This window comes from Caballeronia zhejiangensis (assembly GCF_000698575.1).
Classification (GTDB): domain Bacteria; phylum Pseudomonadota; class Gammaproteobacteria; order Burkholderiales; family Burkholderiaceae; genus Caballeronia; species Caballeronia zhejiangensis.
Map to the genome: position 1 here is coordinate 1 of NZ_JFHD01000057.1, position 17,398 is coordinate 17,398.

The window sequence follows — 17,398 nt, forward strand, 5'->3', positions numbered from 1 at the left end:
CAGGCCCGCGGTCACACGCAATTTGGGTAGTCCTCTCGTCACAGGCGGCACTCGGCTAAAGAGTGCCCTCAAACACCTAATCGGGCTTGGCTCGCGCACGGTCTGCCGCCCGAAGGTGTTGAGGACACTGGTTCAGCACGAAATAGCATCGGCCCAGCGCTACGCGCTGCCGCCGGGTCTACAAGGGAAACCAACGATTCGCTGGCGCAACGCGATTGAAGCGTTAGCGAGAAAGCGCGCGCGGACCCGCTTCACCCGTCGGCCGCGAAGCGGGCTGGAGCTATTTGGTGCTGAACCAGTTGGCTGTGTGGTGCGATGTGGCAGACCGTACGCGAGCCAAGCCCGGTGATTGTGATGAGGGCACTCGTTAGGCGAGTGCCACCTAGGACGAGAGAACTACCCAAATTGCGCGTGACCGCGGGCGTATCAGTAGCTGCTTTCTTTGGTTACTTTCTTTGCAGCAGCAAAGAAAGTGACTGCCGCCCCGCACAGGGGCAGTGCTAATAGACCGACACGAACGCAGGATTCCACGAAAGCGGAAGCGAACAAGCACAAAGCCCGACGCGAATACCGAATCCAGCGAAGAAGAAAACACGCACGAAAAAGGGCAAAAAACATCAAGAACAAAACTTAGCCAGCAACCCTAACTGCGCGTTGCGAATAGACTTACCCGGACGGCGCTTCCGATAATGCCCATCGCTCTGCATGACCCAAGCCGATTGATTATCGCCAAGACAAACCGATAACCCTTCAGCAATAACCCGCCGCTTCAACCGCCTATCGCGAATTGGAAACGCCACTTCCACACGACGAAAGAAGTTGCGATCCATCCAGTCAGCGCTCGACAAAAACACATCTTCCCTGCCATTCGCATAGAAGTAAAAAATCCGATGATGCTCGAGAAAGCGCCCGACGACTGACCGAACCGTAATGTTCTCCGAAAGATCCTCGACGCCGGGCTTCAACGAACAAACCCCGCGCACGATCAGATCGATCTTCACGCCCGCATGCGAAGCCTCGTAAAGCGCGGCAATAACCGTAGGCTCGAGCAGAGCATTCATCTTCGCGACGATGCGCGCACGCCGTCCCGCCCGCGCATGCTCGGCCTCGGCGCGGATCGCATCGATCAGCTTCGCATGTAGCGTGAAAGGCGATTGCCATAACTGATGCAGCGGAATCTCTCCGCCAATGCCCGTCAGTTGCTGAAAGACGTGATGCACGTCCTCGCACATTTCCTGATCGGAAGTCATCAGACCGAAGTCGGTATAAAGACGCGCCGTGCGCGGATGATAGTTGCCCGTGCCCAAATGGGCATAACGCTTCAACACGAACTTGCCGCCTTGCGACACGCGCCGCACGATCAGCATCATCTTCGCGTGGCACTTATGGCCGACGACGCCATACACCACATGCGCGCCAACCGCTTCGAGCTGCGACGCCCAATTGATGTTCGTCTCTTCATCGAAGCGCGCGAGCAGTTCCACGACGACCGTCACTTCCTTGCCATTGCGCGCGGCCTGCATCAGCGCATCCATGAGCGGCGAATCGGTGCCCGTGCGATAAATCGTCTGTTTGATCGCGACGACCTGCGGATCCTTCGCGGCCTGAAGCAGCAGCTCCAGCACCGGCTGAAAACTCTCGTACGGATGATGCAAAAGGATATCGCCCTGATCGATCGCATCGAAAAGATTCGACGTGTTCACGATCGCCTTCGGCACCGACGGAATATGCGGCACGAACTTGAGATCGGGTCGATCGACCATCTCGGGCAACTGCATGAGCCGCACGAGATTCACCGGCCCGTTCACGCGATACAGATCGCGTTCGCTCAGCTGACCTTCGTCGAGCAGACGCCGCACGAGATGCGGCGGCGTTTCCGCCGACACTTCGAGACGCACCGCGTTGCCCAGATGCCGCGCCGGCAATTCGCCCTGCAGCGCGACGCGCAGATTGGTGATTTCGTCCTCATCGACGAAAAGCTCGCTGTTGCGCGTGATGCGAAACTGATTGCAACTGCGCACGACGAGATGCGGAAACAGCTCGTTCACGAAGTGCTGCATGAACGAACTCAGCAGCACGAAACCATGCGGATAGCCCGACAGCGCTTCGGGCATGCGAACGAGCCGCGGCAGCGCGCGCGGCGCCTGCACGATGCCCATCATCGCCTGACGGCCGAAGGCATCGGTGCCTTCCAGCTCGACGACGAAGTTCAGGCTCTTGTTCAGCACGCGCGGAAACGGATGCGCGGGATCGAGCCCGATAGGCGTCAGGACGGGGAGCAGTTCGTTGTAGAAGTAGTCGCGCGCCCATCCGGTCTGCTGTTCCGTCCAGTCCTCCGCGCCGTGAAAATAGATGCCTTCCATTTCGAGCGCCGGCAGCACGATGTCATGCAGCATCGAATATTGCTGGCGCACGAGCCGTTGCGCGCGCTCGGAGACGAGGTCGTAGACGTGCTGCAGCGACATGCCATCCGGCGAGAGCGAGCCGGGGTTGTCGCGCATCTGCTCTTGCAGACCCGCCATACGGACTTCGAAGAATTCGTCGAGATTGCTGCTGGTGATGCAGATGAAACGCAGGCGTTCCAACAGGGGAACCGTCGTATCGGCGGCTTGCGCGAGGACGCGCTCGTTGAAACCTAGTATGCCCAGTTCGCGGTTGAAGAGCGGATAGCGTATGGACATCGGAGGGAGGGAAGGTGTCTCGATCAGATGGGCAAGGGAACTCTCGGATGCTCTCACAGTATGATGTATTTTTTATGACATAACGGATGTCACAAATTCTACTCACATTGCGGATAGCGTTGCCAGCGCAAACGCGCGGTTCCGAACGGGACGGCAAGGCCCGCTCGCCAACCCGGCATAGAATAGAATTCGTGCGCTGCAGCAGCGCCGCTGTGACAGTGCTTCCCCCCACTTCACGATTTCTGGATATCCGATGGTCACACATCCCCATCTACTTGCCGCGGTCGACCTCGGATCGAACAGTTTCCGGTTGATCGTCGGACGGGTCGAGGAAACGCCCGCCGGCAGCCAGATCTATCAGGTCGACGCGCTGCGCGAGCCCGTACGTCTCGGCGGCGGCCTCTCCAAGGACAAGATGCTCGACCGCGCATCGCAGGTGCGCGGCTGGGACGCGCTGAAGCGCTTCGGCGAACGTCTGCGCGATTTCCATCCCGACCAGGTGCGCGCCGTCGCCACCAACACGCTGCGCGTCGCGAAAAACGCGCCCGACTTTCTCGCCGAGGCGGAAGCCGCGCTCGGGTTTCCGATCGAAGTCATCGCCGGGCGCGAGGAAGCGCGCCTCATCTACGCGGGCGCCGCGCATTCGGTGCCGGCGAGCGCGGGCAAGCGGCTCGTGGTCGATATCGGCGGCGGCTCGACGGAATTCATCATCGGATCGCATTACACGCCGATCCACATGGAAAGCCTCTATATCGGCTGCGTGAGCCATAGCCGCCAGTTTTTCCCGGCCGGCAACGTCGACGAATACACGATGCGGCAGGCCGAACTCGCCGCCAAACGCGAGATCCAGATCATTTCGAGCGAATACAAGGGCACCGGCTGGGATCAGGCGATCGGCTCGTCGGGCACGGCGCGCGCGCTCGCGGAACTGATCGAGGCGAACGGCTTCAACGACGAAGGCATCACGCACGGCATCTCGCGCGGCGGGCTGGAGAAGCTCAAGCGCGCGCTCATCAAGGCCGAGAACGTGAACCGGCTGAAACTCGTCGCGTTGAAGCCCGATCGCGTGCCGGTGCTGGCGGGCGGGCTGTCGATCATGCTCGGCGTGTTCGAGGAACTGGGCATCGACTATGCCGATACGACCGATGCCGCGCTGCGCCTCGGCGTGCTCTACGACCTGCTCGGACGCTCGCAGCATCAGGACATGCGGACGGTGACGGTCGAAGGCTTCAAGCGCCGTTATGGCGTCGATGCCGCGCAGGCGGAGCGCATCGGCGAACTGGCGATCAGCTTCTACGACCAGCTCGGCGAACCCGACGAAGACGTGCGCGAGGAGAACCGCATGTTCCTCGCGTGGGCCGCGTCGCTGCACGAGATCGGACTGTCGATCGCGCACAGTGCGTATCACAAGCATTCGGCGTATATCGCGAGCAACGCCGACATGCCGGGGTTTTCCCGCACCGATCAGGCGCGTCTCGCCGCGCTCGTGCTCGGCCACGCCGGCAAGCTCGGCAAGCTCGCGCAGGCGCGCGACGTCGAATGGACGCTGCTGTTTTGCCTGCGGCTCGCCGCGCTGCTGTCGCGCCGGCGCACGGATGTCGGGCTGCCCGGCATCGAAGTGAGGCAGGCGAGTGGCGGTTTCGAAGTGCATCTGCCGAACGAGTGGGTGGCGAACAATCCGCTCACCGACTACAGCCTCGTTCAGGAAGCGATGGAATGGGAGAAGATCGGGCGGCCGTATCGCGTGGTCTATACGGGCGACTGATTCTCGCGTCGTGAGAAAAGCGAAGGCCCCGTCGAGTCGACGGGGCCTTTTGCGTTTCAGGGCTTCAACGTCCCTGCATGTCGCCGATGAAATGCCGCGCGTAACGAGCGTTGATATCGGACAGACGGAAGAGCGTGAGGAAGTCGGCGGTGTTGAAATCCGGATCCCATGCCGGCGCGCCGCAAATCCTCGCGCCGAGCCGCAGATAACCCTTCACGAGCGGCGGCGGGCTCACGTTCGCGCCGGTGCGCAACTCCTCGACGGGCAGCGGCGTGTGCGGGAACGCGCGGTACTCAGGGGCGGTGAGCGCATCGGCGGGTAGCGACGTGTAGAGATTCGCGGCGTAATGACCGCCGTCGATCATGCCGACGCTCGCGCAGCCGAGCATCGTCTCATAGCCGTTTTGCATCATGTACGCGGCGAGGCCGCCCCACAGCGACATGATCACCGCGCCGTTGCGATAGTCCGGATGCACGCACGAGCGTCCTACTTCGACGAGCTTCGGGCGCAGGTGCGTGAGGCGCGACACGTCGAATTCGCTTTCAGCGTAGAGACGCCCGATGCGCGCCGCCTGATGCGGCGGCAGCACGCGATACGTGCCCACGACCTGCAGCGTGTCGAGATCGCGCACGAGCAGGTGATCGCAATAGGCGTCGAAGGCGTCGACGTCGAGCCCTGCGGGGCCGGACAGACGCGCGCCCATTTCCTCCGAGAACACGCGAAAGCGCAGGCGCTGCGCGTCGCGCAGGGCGTCGTCGTCGCGCGCCCACGCGACTTGCAGGCGCTCGCGGCCCGTGTTCGTTTCCGACGTGCGCGGAAGGTGGCGGCGCGAATCGAGCGAGAGCGATGACGCTCCGAGTTGCAGGAAAGGCGTCGGCAGTTCTTGCATTGGCGTTCCTCGACAGGACGTTGCTGTGGCTTCAAGTCCTCGCCAATGTAGTAATGCACGGTGACGCTCGCATGGCATCGCAATGACGTTTCGATGAAACGACATCCGCATGAACGCGAGCCTACGACGCCTGGAGCAGGTCCGGATTGATGACCGCGCGCAGCACGCTTTGCCCGTCGCCGCCGCGCGTGCGCGACTGGAGCCACCAAATGCCCGACTTCTTGATCGACCAATCCGCTTCGTGGCCCGTCATGAGGAGCGCGGCCACCCGGCCGAGCGTCGGCTGATGCCCGATGACGACGACCGTCTCCGCAATGCCGTCCGGCCAGCCCGCCGCATCGAGCACGGCCTGCGCGCCGTTGCCGGGCGCGAGCGCGTCGACGACGCGATAGCGGTCGCCGAAGGCTTCGGCCGTCTGGATCGTGCGCGTCGCGGGACTGGCGAGCAGCACGGCGTCATCGTCGATGCGCGCCTTCAGCCACTTTGCGATGCCTTGCGCCTGTTTGCGCCCGCGCGGCGTGAGCTGCCGCGCGAGATCGCTCGACGCCTGATCTTCTGCTTCGGCGTGTCGCCAGAGAATGAGGTTCATCGATTGTCTCCGGATGATGAGGTTCGCTTTCGGATGCAGCAGAAAGTTGCGTGCCTGAGTTCGGCATTGCGGACGCGGGTCAGGCACGCTACAATCTGCGGCTCGTCGGAGCGTAGCGCAGCCTGGTAGCGCATCTGATTTGGGATCAGAGGGTCGAAGGTTCGAATCCTTTCGCTCCGACCACGATACACGAAGGGGTTACAAGTTACGGCTTGTAACCCCTTTGTCTTTTCTACGCTCTTCCAGGAGTCTCAATGCGCGCTGTTTCCGCCTTCGCTTGCGCCGTTTTCTTCACGCTCGGTCTCGCCGCCTGTGCGGAGTCTGGCCATCAAAAGCACGAACCGAAAGATCCGCCCGACTACAAGGGCGTGCCGACGGACATGACGCCGCCGTCGATGATCTCCGATCCTGCCAAGCCTCAGTAAGCCCCGCAAAGACGAAGCCCCGATGCGGGCGCACCGGGGCTTCTGACCCGCGCCAACCGTTCGCGCGGAGATACGGCACGGGCTGCCGCCAGTCTAGGAATTCGAGCGCGTCACGGCTGTATGCGCTTATCTCCGTGCGTAACGGGATGCAAGGCGCGCCTCGTGCAGGGATGCAAGAAACCGTAATGCGTAACTCTTCCCGTTTTGGCGATATCGGCGGGATTGATCCAACGAAACATTTGCTGCTCGGGTATCATCGCCCGAACTTGTTGCAAAATGTATCTGTCATGGATCTGCTCTGGATTTTTGCTGCTGTCGCGCCGCTCGCCGTCGCTTCGCTCGTGGCGTTTGCCGCGCATATCGATCCGTTGTCGGGGCATTGGCGCACGTGGGCGCCGAAAGACCGCTGACGGGCGTTACTGCTTGCAGCGGATCACCATCGAACGGTTCTTGATGTTCGCGCCGAAGATTCCGCCCACCGTGCCGCCTGCGGTCGCGCCGTTGTCGGCATCCTTCGAAATCACGTCGTAACCGTACGCGCCGCACGTTTCACCCGCCTGCTTGTAGCAGGCCGCCCAGCTCGTCGCCGCGTCGCCGCCGCTGCAGTTGATCGCGAAGCCCGTGTCGCCCGAAGGCAGATAGGTCATCGTCGGGCCGCTCGCGCAGCCGGCCAGTGCGCCGGTGAGCGCGAGAGCCGCGCCGAGCGCGGCAGTGTTGATCCTCATCGTCAATCTCATCGATCTTCCTTAAAGCGGCCGCCGGCTGTCAGCGCGGCGGCAGATAGCGCGCCGGGTCCGTCGAGCGGCCCATGTAGCGCACTTCGAAATGCAGCATCGTGCGATTGCTGTCGGTGTCGCCCATTTCGGCGATTTGCTGGCCCTGCTGCACGGTCTGGCCTTCCTTCACCAGAAGCACGCGATTGTGGGCGTAGGCGGTCAGATAATCGTCGTCATGCTTGACGATCAGCATGTTGCCGTAGCCGCGCAGACCGTTGCCGGCGTAGACGACATTGCCGCTCGCGGCGGCGACGACGGGCGTGCCCGCCACATTGGCGATGTCGATGCCCTTCGAGTTCTTGCCGTCGAAGCTGCGAACGACGCTGCCCTGCGCCGGCCACACGAGCGTGACGCCCGGTCCGGCCTTGCTCTGCGAGGACGCCTGCGCGCCGGCTTCGCTCTTCGTGCTGCCCGTTGCCGCCGCACCCGATGAATCCGCGGTGCTCGCGCTGCCCGCAGGCGGCGCGATACGCAGCACCTGTCCGACCTCGATGGCGTCGGGATTCGCGAGCCCGTTCCAGCGCTTGATGTTCGCGATCGTCGTGCGATTCTCGCGCGCGATTTTGGAAACCGTGTCTCCACGCTCTACACGATAGAAACCCGGCGCGACCGGCCCCGTTCCACAAGCGGCCAACACTGCGATGAGCGATGCGCAGACGAGCCGTCGAATTGTTTTTTGCAAACCTGACCTCGCAAAGCATCGCCGCGAGCAGTGCGTGCACAGCCGCGCGGCGAATCGAAAGGCAGGATTTTACCGTCTCGGGTTTCCCCGGACAGAATGACGCCGCTTCGCCTACGCCTGCTCGCCGACGACGAGCCGCAGCGAAGCCGTCTCCGTCTTGCCCGGCGCGAGCCAGCGCAGGCCGCGCCCGTTGTGGATGGCATCGGGCAGGCCGATCCACGGTTCGACGCAATAGAAGTCCGATGCGTCGGATTCGGTCCAGGTCGTGACCGCGTACCACGGCACGGAATCGGGCTGCTGCAACTCGAAGGCGATCGTGCGCTTCAGGCCCGGCAGATTCAACAGCACCGGTTCGTCGGACTGCCGCGTGAGGCAATGAAACGTATCGACGATGCGCGGATCGGCGAGCGAATAACGCGGCAGGCCGGGCTCGGCTTCGGTGATCGAGCCGTCCGGAAGCTGACGGCGCCGTTCGGTGTGCGGCAGCGCGACGCTGCTCTCGCCGCGCTGGCCGTGCGGCAGATGAAAATAGAAGTGATGCCCGGCGTAGTAGGGCAGCGCGACCTCGCCCGGATTCGACGTCGTCAGCTCGACTTCGAGCGTATGGCCGTCGACGATGCGGTACGCCGCCTCGAAGCGGAACGCGAACGGATAGCCGTCGCGGGTGGCGTCGCTGTCGACGAGCGTCATGCGCAGGCCGTGGCCGTCGGCGTCGCGCGTGTGGGAAAAGGGCAGGTTGCGCGCGAAGCCGTGCGTCGGCAGCGCATGTACGATGCCTTCCGGATCGCGCCACTTGCCGATTTCGCCATCGACGAAATGCCGTCCGAGAAACGGAAAGAGCAGCGGATTGCCGCCGCGGATCTTCGCGGGATTGGACCAGTCGGCGGCGTCGGGCCAGTGCACGACGGGCTTGCCGCCGACGCGCCAGGTCATGAGCCGTCCGCCCGCGTGCGGCGCGAGCTGGATGGCGGCGCCGTCGCGCTCGATTTCGATGATGTCGGATTCCGGTGACATGATGGCAGGCGCTCCGTTGGATGGCGAGACGCCGCGCACGCTCCTGAGCGACGCGGCTTAACCCGACGATTCTGCCTTGGAATTCTGTCCGGAAAAACCCTTTGCGGGAAATTGCGACTAAGCAAGGCTTATGCAATATGTTGTTATATGCTCCCTGTGTTGGGAATCAGACGGACAAGGAGTAACCATGGATCTGGCGATGGCAATGGGCGTCGCGATGTTCGGGCTCTTCGGGGCAAGCACGGCGCTTTTCCTCTACAAGCTGAAGGCCTGACGGGCGATCGCCGAATTGCGAGTCCGCGTCCCGTTCGGAGGCGCGCTCGCTTTCGTATTGCCTGTCATCGACTTTCGATAATGCTTCGTTTTGCCGACGATTGACTGTCGGCGCAATTTGTGTGCGGTAAGCGCTTGGCGCTCGATTTAGCCGACGGCATAATCGGTCCCGTTTGCGCGCCGTATCGACTCATCCTTCCTGTTCCACATTCCCTGTCCGGCATCTTTGGCTTCGCGTGACGCGAGGAATGGAACTGCACGGCGCGTCCTCCACCTTCCCCGAAAAAGGACCGACGCGTGACTTTGTGGTTTCTCGTTTTCTTAAGCGTGCTCCAGGGCGTAACCGAGCTCTTTCCTGTCAGCAGCCTCGGGCACACGCTCCTCGTTCCCGGCCTGATCGGCATGCACATCGACAAGCACGCGCCGCAACTGCTGCCGTTTCTCGTCGCGCTGCATCTGGGCACGGCCGTCGCGCTGCTCTGGTATTTCCGTGAACGCTGGATCGCGCTGATCCGCGGCTTCTTCGCGTCGCTCGGCGGACGCAAGAACGACGATGGGCACATGATGTGGGCGCTCATCATCGGCACGATTCCGACGGGCATCGTCGGCTTGCTGCTCGAGAAGCGGCTCGAGGCCATCTTTCACGATCTGCGGATCGTCGCGGCGGCGCTGATCGTCAACGGCGTGCTGCTGTGGCTCGGTGACCGTCTGCAGCGAAGCCGCGCGACGCGGGCGCCGGAAAAGCTCACGTTCAGGCAGGCGTTTCTGGTCGGGCTCGCGCAGATCGGCGCGCTGATTCCGGGCTTTTCGCGCAGCGGCCTGACGATGATCGCGGGCGTGGGCGCGGGTCTCACGGCTGAAGCGGCGGCGGAATTCTCGTTCCTGCTCGGCACGCCGATCATCTTCGCGGCGGGCGTGCTCGAATTGCCGAAGCTCTTTCACGCGCCGGGACAACTCGCCGATTCGGTGCTGGGCGGGGTGCTGACGGGCATCGCGGCGTATCTGAGCGTGCGCTTCCTGATGCGCTACTTCGAAGGCCACGGCAAGCTTGCGTCGTTCGGCGTGTATTGCGTGATCGCGGGAATCTTCTTCCTCGGCTGGTTCATGATGCATCCGCAGCCGATGTGACGAGCCGGGACAAGGGCAGCGGCGAATGAGGTAAAATCGCGATCTCTTCTGATTCGCGGCGGTTTTCGCGGTTGTCTCGCGTCTTACTCGCGTTGCTTCCGCCGCGCGCTCCGGTTCTCCGCCCTTAGCTCAGCTGGATAGAGCAACGGCCTTCTAAGCCGTAGGTCACACGTTCGAGTCGTGTAGGGCGGGCCAAACGGCTGCACACAGGCAAAAGCCCAGTCTTCCTTCGGCCGGGCTTTTTGCTTTGCGCTCCGCGCAAAGCAAGCAGCGAGGCGCCATCGCCTGGCCCGCTTCCTGCCCGTCCTTCCCCCGCGTGCGCGCCCGATCCCGGCAACTCCGCGCCACACAACGCTTCACAAATTTAACCATCTCGTACAAGCAGACGTGCCGCCCATCGACGGTGCGCCGATGCGTCATCGTGGCGCGCGGTGCGCCACAACGGTGACGGTGCGTACCGCATCGTCGAAAGAGGGTGACTTGAACAATCGAGCATACGAAACCAGCCCGGCGCAATGCTCGCTATGGAATCGCAAGAAGCTGCGCCTGCAACCGGAATCGCGCCGCGTGCTGCTCGCGCTGCCGGAACGCGTGCTCGGCGCGTCGCTTGCGTCGCTGTTCGAGCTGAAGGGCTTTCCGGCGCAGCTTGCGGCGGATGTGTCATCGGCCAGAAACATCGTCGAGCAATGGCGTCCGCATGTGCTTTTTCTCGATACGCGCATCGGAGGTTCCGGCAACTACGCGCTGGTGCGGGCGCTGCGCGAAGCCGATGACGACGCCACTCGCCTCATCATCGCGATGAGCGGTTTCCTGCCCGAAGAGCCGATCGCGCATCTCAAGGAAGCGGGCTACGACGGGCATTGCCGCCGTCCGTGTCCCGTATGGCAGATGACCGATCTGCTCGACGAGTTCTTCGCCTGTCACGCGGTTCGCTGACCCGCGCGGACCGCATCGCGCGCGCGTACCCGCGCGGGCCGAACACGACGTCGAGCGCGATCATCGCGACGAGGCTCGCGGCGAGCATCATCCACGACATCGAGAAGCCGCCGCTCACGTCGCGCACGATGCCCGCGACGACCGGCGCAATCGCCGCGATCACGAACCCCACGCCCTGCACGAACGCGACGAGCCGCGCGGCCAACGCGGGATCGTCGGCGTGATCGAGCGTCAGCACGAGCGAAAGGGCGAACACACCGCCAAGGCCCGCGCCGAGCAACGCGACGACGGCGAGCGGCGCGGCAAGCGGCGCCACTAGCAACAGCGCGAACCCCGCGAGCTGCGCGGCGAGGCCGAGCGCGATCCACGGACGACGATCCCTGCCGCGTCCGAAACGCGCCGCCGCCATCGGCAACAGCAGCGCGGACGACGCCTGGAACGCCGTGAGCATCGCCAGCAGCGCGCCGCTTTCGGTCACGCCGCGGCCGAGTTGCTGGTAATACGCGGGCATCCACGCGACGAGGCTCGTATAGCCGCCATTGACGAGCCCGAAGAAAATCCCGAGCGTCCACGCGCGACGATTGAGAAAGAGCGACGGCGCGGGCTTCGCGCGGCCCGTCGATGCGACGCGCGGCAACGCATCGGCGCGCATCAGCATCATCCACGCCGCGAGCGCCATCAGCGCCGGAACAGCCCAGAACGCGAGTCCAGCCTGCCACGTCACGCGCGATGCGACCGCCGGCGTGATGCTCGCGCCGAGCCCGCCGCCCGCCATGATCGATGCGGAATAGAGGCCCATCGCGAAGGGCAGGCGCGCGGGAAAGCGCGTCTTCATCACGCCCGGCAAGAGCGCCTGAATGACGGCGACGCCCGTGCCCGCGATGGCCGCGCTCGCGACGAGCGCCACCGCGTTCCCCGCGACGAGGCGCGCCGCGCACGCCGCGACGATCGCGATGAGCCCGAGCGCCACGCCGCGCGCATTGCCGACCGAGCGTGACAGCGCGCTCGCGCCGAACGCGCACACGCCCATCGCGACGACGGGCAAGCCGGTCAGCATCGACGCCCCGCGAAACGACAGTCCTGTCGCGTGCAAGATCACGCCCATCAGCGGACTGACGGACGTGAGCAGCGGCCGCAGATTCAGGCCGATCGCGACGATCACCGCGAGCCACGCGACGTTCGATGCTTTCATGTGACTGATCCTCGGTGCGAAAATGGTTGACCATTCTACCTATTTTTGGTCAACCAAAAATACGACGAAGCGAATAGGGCGCATTCGTACGCGGCGGTGCGCGCTCGCTACAATGCGATTCATCGCAAGCACGGCGGGCATCATGGCATCACGCAAGGACACTTCATCGAAGGACATTTCCGCGGACGAGCGCGTCTACGCGGCAATCGCGTCCGCGCTTTTGCAGGGCAAGCTCGCGCCCGGCGCGCAGCTCGTCGAGCGCGAGCTCGCCGCAGCCTTCGAGTGCACGCGCGGCACGATCCGCAAGGTGCTCGCGCGCCTCGGCGCGGAAGGCAAGCTCACGCTCGAAGCGAATCGCGGCGCGTTCGTGCCGTCGCCGACCGTCGACGACATCCGCGAGGTTTATCGCGCGCGGCAAGTGGTGGAGGCGGGCATCGTCGCATCGCTGTGCGGCGCGTTGAGCGTGAAGGCGTTGCGTGCGTTGCGCGCTCACGTCAAGGCCGAACAGCGCGCGCTGAAAGCGGGGAGCGCCGCGGAATGCGTGCGTCTCGCGGGCCACTTTCATGTGCTCCTCGCGGAACTCGCGGGCGCGCCGGAAGTGGAGGCGTTTCTCGCGAGGCTCGTCGCGAAGACCGAGCTCTACAAGGCGCTTTTCGATCCATCGAAGCTGTCGAACTGCTCATCCGATGAACACGCGCAACTCATCGACGCCCTCGAACAGGGCGATCTCGATGCCGCGCTAACTGCGATGCGTACGCACATCGACGAACTGGAAGCGCGTGTTCTCGCGCAAGCGGGCGCGTCGCGCACGAGCGATCTGGCGACGATCTTCGCGCTCGCGTGATCGTCGGCAAAAAGAAAGGGCCGCGGCTTCGAAAGCCGCGGCCCTGTCATTGTTGCGTGCGCGCGATGCTTACTGCGAGAAGTCGAGCGCGTTGGTCAGATCGCCCATCTTCGGCGCGCCGTTCGCCACCAGCGCGGCGTCGCGCGAGGCGAGGCCCGGCAGCGTCGGCAGGTTGAAGCGCTTCGTGATGAAGCGAAGGATCGACGTGGTGTCGTACTGCGTGTGATCGACGAAGCCCTTCTTCGCGTACGGCGAAATGATGAGCGCCGGAATGCGCGTGCCCGGACCCCAGCGATCGCCCTTCGGCGGCGCGACGTGATCCCAGAAGCCGCCGTTTTCGTCGTACGTCACGACGACGACCATGTTCTTCCACTGCGGGCTCTTCTGCAGATGCGAGATCAGATCGGCGATGTGCTGGTCGCCCTGCGCGACGTCCGTGTAACCGGCGTGCTCGTTCAGGTTGCCCTGCGGCTTGTAGAACGCGACTTGCGGCAGCGTGCCCGCGTCGATCGCCTTGATGAACTCCGAACCGTTCGTGCCGCCGTCGAGCAAGTGTTGCGCGCGGTTCGCCGTACCGGGCGCGAGATCGGCGAAGTAGTTGAACGGCTGATGATGCGTCTGGAAGTCAGGCACGACGTTGACCGCGCCGTTGATGACCGAGCGGTTCGCGAGCGCCGCCGCCCACGAGCCGCCGTACCACGCCCAACTCACGCCCGCGCTGTTCAGCAGATCGCCGATGTGCTGCTGCGTCTGCGGCGGCAGCGTGTTGGCCTTGGTCGCATCGCCGAGCGCCGGATCGACGCCCGCGGGCGCCGGGTTGCCGCTCGGCTGATACGGCGGCTGCATCGTGTTGACGGCGTAGAAGTCGGGCGTGAGCGTGCCCGAGTTCAAGAACTGCGCGTCCGCCGAGCCGGTGAGCGCCGAAGGCGGCGGATTCGTCTTGAGCTTCAGCGACACGCCATCGGCATTCACGGCCGAAATCGAGCCGGACGCGACGCTCTTGTCCGCGTTCGGATAGATCGGCGTGCAGGCGCAGACGAGCCACTGGTGATTCAGGAACGAGCCGCCGAACGCGCCCATGAAGAAGTTGTCCGCGAGCGTGTATTGCTGCGCGATCTTGTAGAGGGGCAGCTTGTCCGGCGGCGTGTCGTAGTGACCCATCACGAGCGCGCCCGAATCGCCCCACGCGGCGAACTTGTCGTTCTTGCCGCCGTCGATCTGCATCTGATTCTCGTAGAAGCGGTGATACAGATCGCGCGTCGTGACGTTGAGCTGGATGTTGAAGCCCTTCGGATCGTCGATGGCGAACGGCGCGTTCGGCAGATTCGTCGTCATCGCCGCGGTGATCGCGGGCGTCACGCCCGTCGCCGTCAGGCCGGTCCAGATCGTCGGCAATGTCGGCAGAACGCTGCCGTCGCGGTCGAGTTGCTGCGCGCTCGCCGCCGTCACGTTCTGCAGGCCGTTCGCGCCGGGGAAATGCCCGTACAGATTGTCGAAGCTGCGATTTTCCGCGTAGATCACGACGACGTTCTTTACCGAAGAAATATCGCTGCTGTCGTGATGGTCGTCGCCACCGCATGCGTAGAGGCCGAATGCGGCAGTGGCCACGATCGGCACCGCGCAAACGAGTTTCTTGTTCATTGAGGATCTCTCTTGTGTTGGGGACCGGCGCACGGCGCGGCTTCATCGTCGAATGAGTCTTTGCTCGCCGGCGTGCGCAGTGTCGCAACGCAAATTGACGCAACCATGTAATAACGCTTTCGTTTGCGTAATGTTTGCTTAATAAATTTCGCGTAGATGGTTCGATGTGAAAGCGTCGAGGCTTGTCACATGAAAGACACGCAGACGACATACGCTTCGGCATCTTTCGATTCCGCCTCCTACGCCATGTCTTCGATGCGCCTGCCGTTCGTCCTGTGTTCCATCGCGCTTGCCGCGTTTTCGGCGGCGATGAGCGGCTGCGATTCGCACGCGGCGAACGTCGCGGCCAAGACGGTGAATGCGGCCAACGCGGACAACACGGCGCCGCACGGTCAATCGCGCGCGGAAGTATTCGCGCATGTGAAGCAGATCACCTCGCTCGGCGAGAAGCTTTTCTTCGATCCGTCGCTGTCCGGGTCGGGCAAGCTCGCGTGCGCGTCGTGCCATAGCCCGAGTCATGCGTTCGGGCCGCCGAATGCGCTGTCCGTGCAGCTCGGCGGCAACGACATGCATCAGGCGGGCTTTCGCGCGGTGCCGTCGCTCAGGTACTTGCAGTCGGTGCCTGCCTTCACGCGTCACTTCCACGATTCCGACGATGAAGGCGACGAAAGCGTCGATGCCGGACCGACCGGCGGCCTGACGTGGGACGGCCGCGTCGATCGCGGATCGGATCAGGCGCGCATCCCGATTCTGTCGTCGTTCGAAATGGGCAGCACGCCGGGCAAGGTCGTCGCGGCGGTGAAGGCGTCGTCCTATGCCGATGATTTCCGCCGCGCGTTCGGCGCCGATGTCTTCGCAAGCGACGACAAGGCGTTCGCGTCGGTGCTGGAATCGCTCGAAGCGTTCGAGCAATCGCCCGACAAGTTCTATCCGTACACGAGCAAGTACGACGCGTTCCTCGCCGGCCGCGCGAAGCTCAACGACGCCGAAATGCACGGCCTGGAACTCTTCAACGACGAGAACAAGGGCAATTGCGCGTCGTGCCACATCAGCCAGCGCGCGAAGGACGGCTCGCCGCCGCAGTTCAGCGACTTCGGCCTGATCGCGATCGGCGTGCCGCGCAACCGCGCCTTGCCGATCAACAAGAATCCGAATTTCCACGATCTCGGCGCATGCGGTCCCGAGCGTCGCGACCTGAAGGGCATGGACGAGTATTGCGGGATCTTCCGCACGCCGTCGCTGCGCAACGTCGCGACGCGCAAGACCTTTTTCCATAACGGCATCTATCATCGTCTGGAAGACGTGGTGCGTTTCTATGTCGAGCGCGACACGAATCCGGAAAAGTTCTATCCGGTGTCGAAGAACGGCGCCGTGCAGAAGTTCGACGACCTGCCGAAGAAGTACTGGGAGAACGTCAACACCGAGCCGCCGTTCGATCGCAAGAAAGGCGACAAACCCGCGCTCGACGAAGCCGAGATCAAGGACGTCGTCGCGTTCCTCGGCACGCTCACCGACGGCTACGATCCGGCGAGGGACAAGGACTCGCAAAAGGGCATCGGCATCAACGAAATGAAGTCCGCGCAAAACTGAGACAGCGCGGGCGGCGCGGCCCGCGCCTCATGCTATTCTCGTTGCAGCCGAAGGCCGGCGCGGTCATCGGCGAAACACCAATGCAACGAGGAGAAACTTCATGCCGATACGAGATCGAGCGTTCGCTCACGCCTCTCTCCGGACGATCGCGGCAGCCGCGCTCGTCGCCGTGAGCGCGACCGCATCCGCCGCCAATCTCGGCTTCCTGAACAACACGCCGATCACCTACATGAAGCAGCGCGACCTGCAGGCGCTCAACAAGGCCGCGCAGATCGCGCTCAACACGAAGCAGGACGGCGAATCGCTCGACTGGAACAACGAGGGCACGGGCAACACGGTCCCGATCAACGGAACGGTGACGCCGCAGGAAACCTTCGAATCCGGCGGCCTCAAATGCCGCAAGGTCACGCTCGTCGCACACGCGAAGGGACAGACGCAAACCTGGATCCCGACCGCATGCAAGCAGAGCGACGGCACGTGGAAACTCAAGAAGCAGTGACGAACCGGGCAAGCGATCGATGACCGCGCGCACCGTATCGTGCGGCGTGGTCATCCTCAACGAACAGGGCGACGTGCTGCTCTGTCACGCGACCGAAACCACGCACTGGGACGTGCCCAAGGGCGCCGCCGATCCGGGCGAAAGTCCGCGCGAGGCGGCGTTGCGCGAGCTCGTCGAGGAGACGGGCATCGTGCTGCCCGCTGAACGTCTGAAGGATCTCGGGCGCTTCGTCTATCGCCGCGACAAGGATCTGCATCTGTTCGCGGTGCGCGTTTCCGCCGAGGAAGTGCAGCTTGAAAATTGCGTGTGCGAATCGTTTTTCCCGCGCTACAGCGACGGCACCATGATTCCGGAGATGGATGCGTATCGCTGGGTCAGTCCGGCGGATGTCGATCAGTTCGCGAGCCGCAGTCTCGCGCGGCTCTTTCAGACCACGCTCTCGCTCGCCGAACTGCACGAGACGCTTTGACCGGC

17 protein-coding genes and 2 tRNA genes are annotated in these 17,398 nt (G+C 63.6%); 11 read left to right on the plus strand and 8 right to left on the minus strand.

The genetic code is table 11. The features are described 5' to 3' along the window. Positions 1-617: 617 nt before the first annotated feature. Entirely contained in the window at positions 618-2,681 is a 2,064-nt protein-coding gene (ppk1, locus tag BG60_RS33990) for a polyphosphate kinase 1 (protein WP_008342026.1), read from the minus strand. A gap of 253 nt (positions 2,682-2,934) precedes the next feature. Here ppk1 and ppx point away from each other — a divergent pair, with 253 nt between their 5' ends. Next, entirely contained in the window at positions 2,935-4,446 is a 1,512-nt protein-coding gene (gene ppx / locus BG60_RS33995) for an exopolyphosphatase (protein ID WP_008342024.1), read from the plus strand. A gap of 64 nt (positions 4,447-4,510) precedes the next feature. On the opposite strand, the gene BG60_RS34000 is transcribed toward ppx, so the two are convergent. Both BG60_RS34000 and BG60_RS34005 read right to left on the minus strand, forming a co-directional pair. After that, positions 4,511-5,335 (minus strand): GNAT family N-acetyltransferase, encoded by an 825-nt coding sequence (locus tag BG60_RS34000; protein WP_008342022.1) that lies wholly within the window; start codon positions 5,333-5,335, stop codon positions 4,511-4,513. Positions 5,336-5,456: 121 nt separating this feature from the next. Next, positions 5,457-5,924, minus strand: a complete 468-nt coding sequence (locus tag BG60_RS34005) for a SixA phosphatase family protein (protein WP_034474269.1) — start codon at positions 5,922-5,924, stop codon at positions 5,457-5,459. Between the two features lie 106 nt (positions 5,925-6,030). Between BG60_RS34005 and BG60_RS34010 the strand changes: the two genes are divergently transcribed. The 3 genes from BG60_RS34010 (at position 6,031) to BG60_RS39830 (ending at position 6,759) form a co-directional block, all read left to right on the plus strand. Next, positions 6,031-6,107: transfer RNA gene (locus tag BG60_RS34010), tRNA-Pro, on the plus strand. A 71-nt stretch (positions 6,108-6,178) separates the two neighbouring features. After that, positions 6,179-6,349 carry a hypothetical protein gene (locus tag BG60_RS39195; RefSeq protein ID WP_167561874.1) on the plus strand — a complete coding sequence of 57 codons (171 nt, stop codon included), beginning with the start codon at positions 6,179-6,181 and terminating at the stop codon, positions 6,347-6,349. 185 nt (positions 6,350-6,534) lie between these two features. Next, complete coding sequence (locus tag BG60_RS39830) at positions 6,535-6,759, plus strand: hypothetical protein (protein WP_241484926.1); 225 nt, start codon at positions 6,535-6,537, stop codon at positions 6,757-6,759. Between the two features lie 6 nt (positions 6,760-6,765). On the opposite strand, the gene BG60_RS34015 is transcribed toward BG60_RS39830, so the two are convergent. The 3 genes from BG60_RS34015 to BG60_RS34025 form a co-directional block, all read right to left on the minus strand. Beyond that, positions 6,766-7,086: a hypothetical protein gene (locus tag BG60_RS34015; protein ID WP_008342014.1), complete on the minus strand. Its 321-nt coding sequence runs from the start codon at positions 7,084-7,086 to the stop codon at positions 6,766-6,768. 28 nt (positions 7,087-7,114) lie between these two features. After that, positions 7,115-7,807, minus strand: coding sequence for a peptidoglycan DD-metalloendopeptidase family protein (locus tag BG60_RS34020; RefSeq protein ID WP_034474271.1), 693 nt, complete (start codon positions 7,805-7,807; stop codon positions 7,115-7,117). A gap of 111 nt (positions 7,808-7,918) precedes the next feature. Beyond that, a complete protein-coding gene (locus tag BG60_RS34025; protein ID WP_034474273.1) occupies positions 7,919-8,821 on the minus strand; it encodes an aldose epimerase family protein in 903 nt (300 codons plus the stop codon). A gap of 570 nt (positions 8,822-9,391) precedes the next feature. On the opposite strand from BG60_RS34025, the gene BG60_RS34030 reads away from it, so the two are divergent. The 3 genes from BG60_RS34030 (at position 9,392) to BG60_RS34040 (ending at position 11,158) form a co-directional block, all read left to right on the plus strand. Next, positions 9,392-10,222, plus strand: a complete 831-nt coding sequence (locus tag BG60_RS34030) for an undecaprenyl-diphosphate phosphatase (RefSeq protein WP_008342009.1) — start codon at positions 9,392-9,394, stop codon at positions 10,220-10,222. Positions 10,223-10,340: 118 nt separating this feature from the next. Beyond that, positions 10,341-10,417 (plus strand) — tRNA-Arg (locus tag BG60_RS34035). 285 nt (positions 10,418-10,702) lie between these two features. Further along, positions 10,703-11,158 (plus strand): response regulator, encoded by a 456-nt coding sequence (locus BG60_RS34040; RefSeq protein ID WP_063828766.1) that lies wholly within the window; start codon positions 10,703-10,705, stop codon positions 11,156-11,158. Here BG60_RS34040 and BG60_RS34045 read toward each other — a convergent pair. After that, entirely contained in the window at positions 11,058-12,350 is a 1,293-nt protein-coding gene (locus tag BG60_RS34045; protein ID WP_034474279.1) for a cyanate transporter, read from the minus strand. The two genes, BG60_RS34040 and BG60_RS34045, sit on opposite strands and share 101 nt — an antisense overlap. A 142-nt stretch (positions 12,351-12,492) precedes the next feature. Between BG60_RS34045 and BG60_RS34050 the strand changes: the two genes are divergently transcribed. After that, a complete protein-coding gene (locus BG60_RS34050) occupies positions 12,493-13,194 on the plus strand; it encodes a GntR family transcriptional regulator (protein ID WP_051996831.1) in 702 nt (233 codons plus the stop codon). A 69-nt stretch (positions 13,195-13,263) separates the two neighbouring features. Here the strand turns inward: BG60_RS34050 and BG60_RS34055 are convergent, their stop codons facing one another. Then, positions 13,264-14,835 (minus strand): acid phosphatase, encoded by a 1,572-nt coding sequence (locus BG60_RS34055; protein ID WP_034474283.1) that lies wholly within the window; start codon positions 14,833-14,835, stop codon positions 13,264-13,266. A 246-nt stretch (positions 14,836-15,081) separates the two neighbouring features. On the opposite strand from BG60_RS34055, the gene BG60_RS34060 reads away from it, so the two are divergent. The 3 genes from BG60_RS34060 to BG60_RS34070 all read left to right on the plus strand — a co-directional run bounded on the left by BG60_RS34060 (position 15,082) and on the right by BG60_RS34070 (position 17,393). Beyond that, entirely contained in the window at positions 15,082-16,425 is a 1,344-nt protein-coding gene (locus BG60_RS34060) for a cytochrome-c peroxidase (RefSeq protein WP_034474299.1), read from the plus strand. Positions 16,426-16,525: 100 nt separating this feature from the next. Continuing rightward, positions 16,526-16,924 (plus strand): RT0821/Lpp0805 family surface protein, encoded by a 399-nt coding sequence (locus BG60_RS34065; protein WP_008342001.1) that lies wholly within the window; start codon positions 16,526-16,528, stop codon positions 16,922-16,924. A gap of 19 nt (positions 16,925-16,943) precedes the next feature. Then, positions 16,944-17,393, plus strand: coding sequence for an NUDIX hydrolase (locus tag BG60_RS34070; RefSeq protein WP_008342000.1), 450 nt, complete (start codon positions 16,944-16,946; stop codon positions 17,391-17,393). The last annotated feature ends 5 nt before the right edge of the window (positions 17,394-17,398 follow it).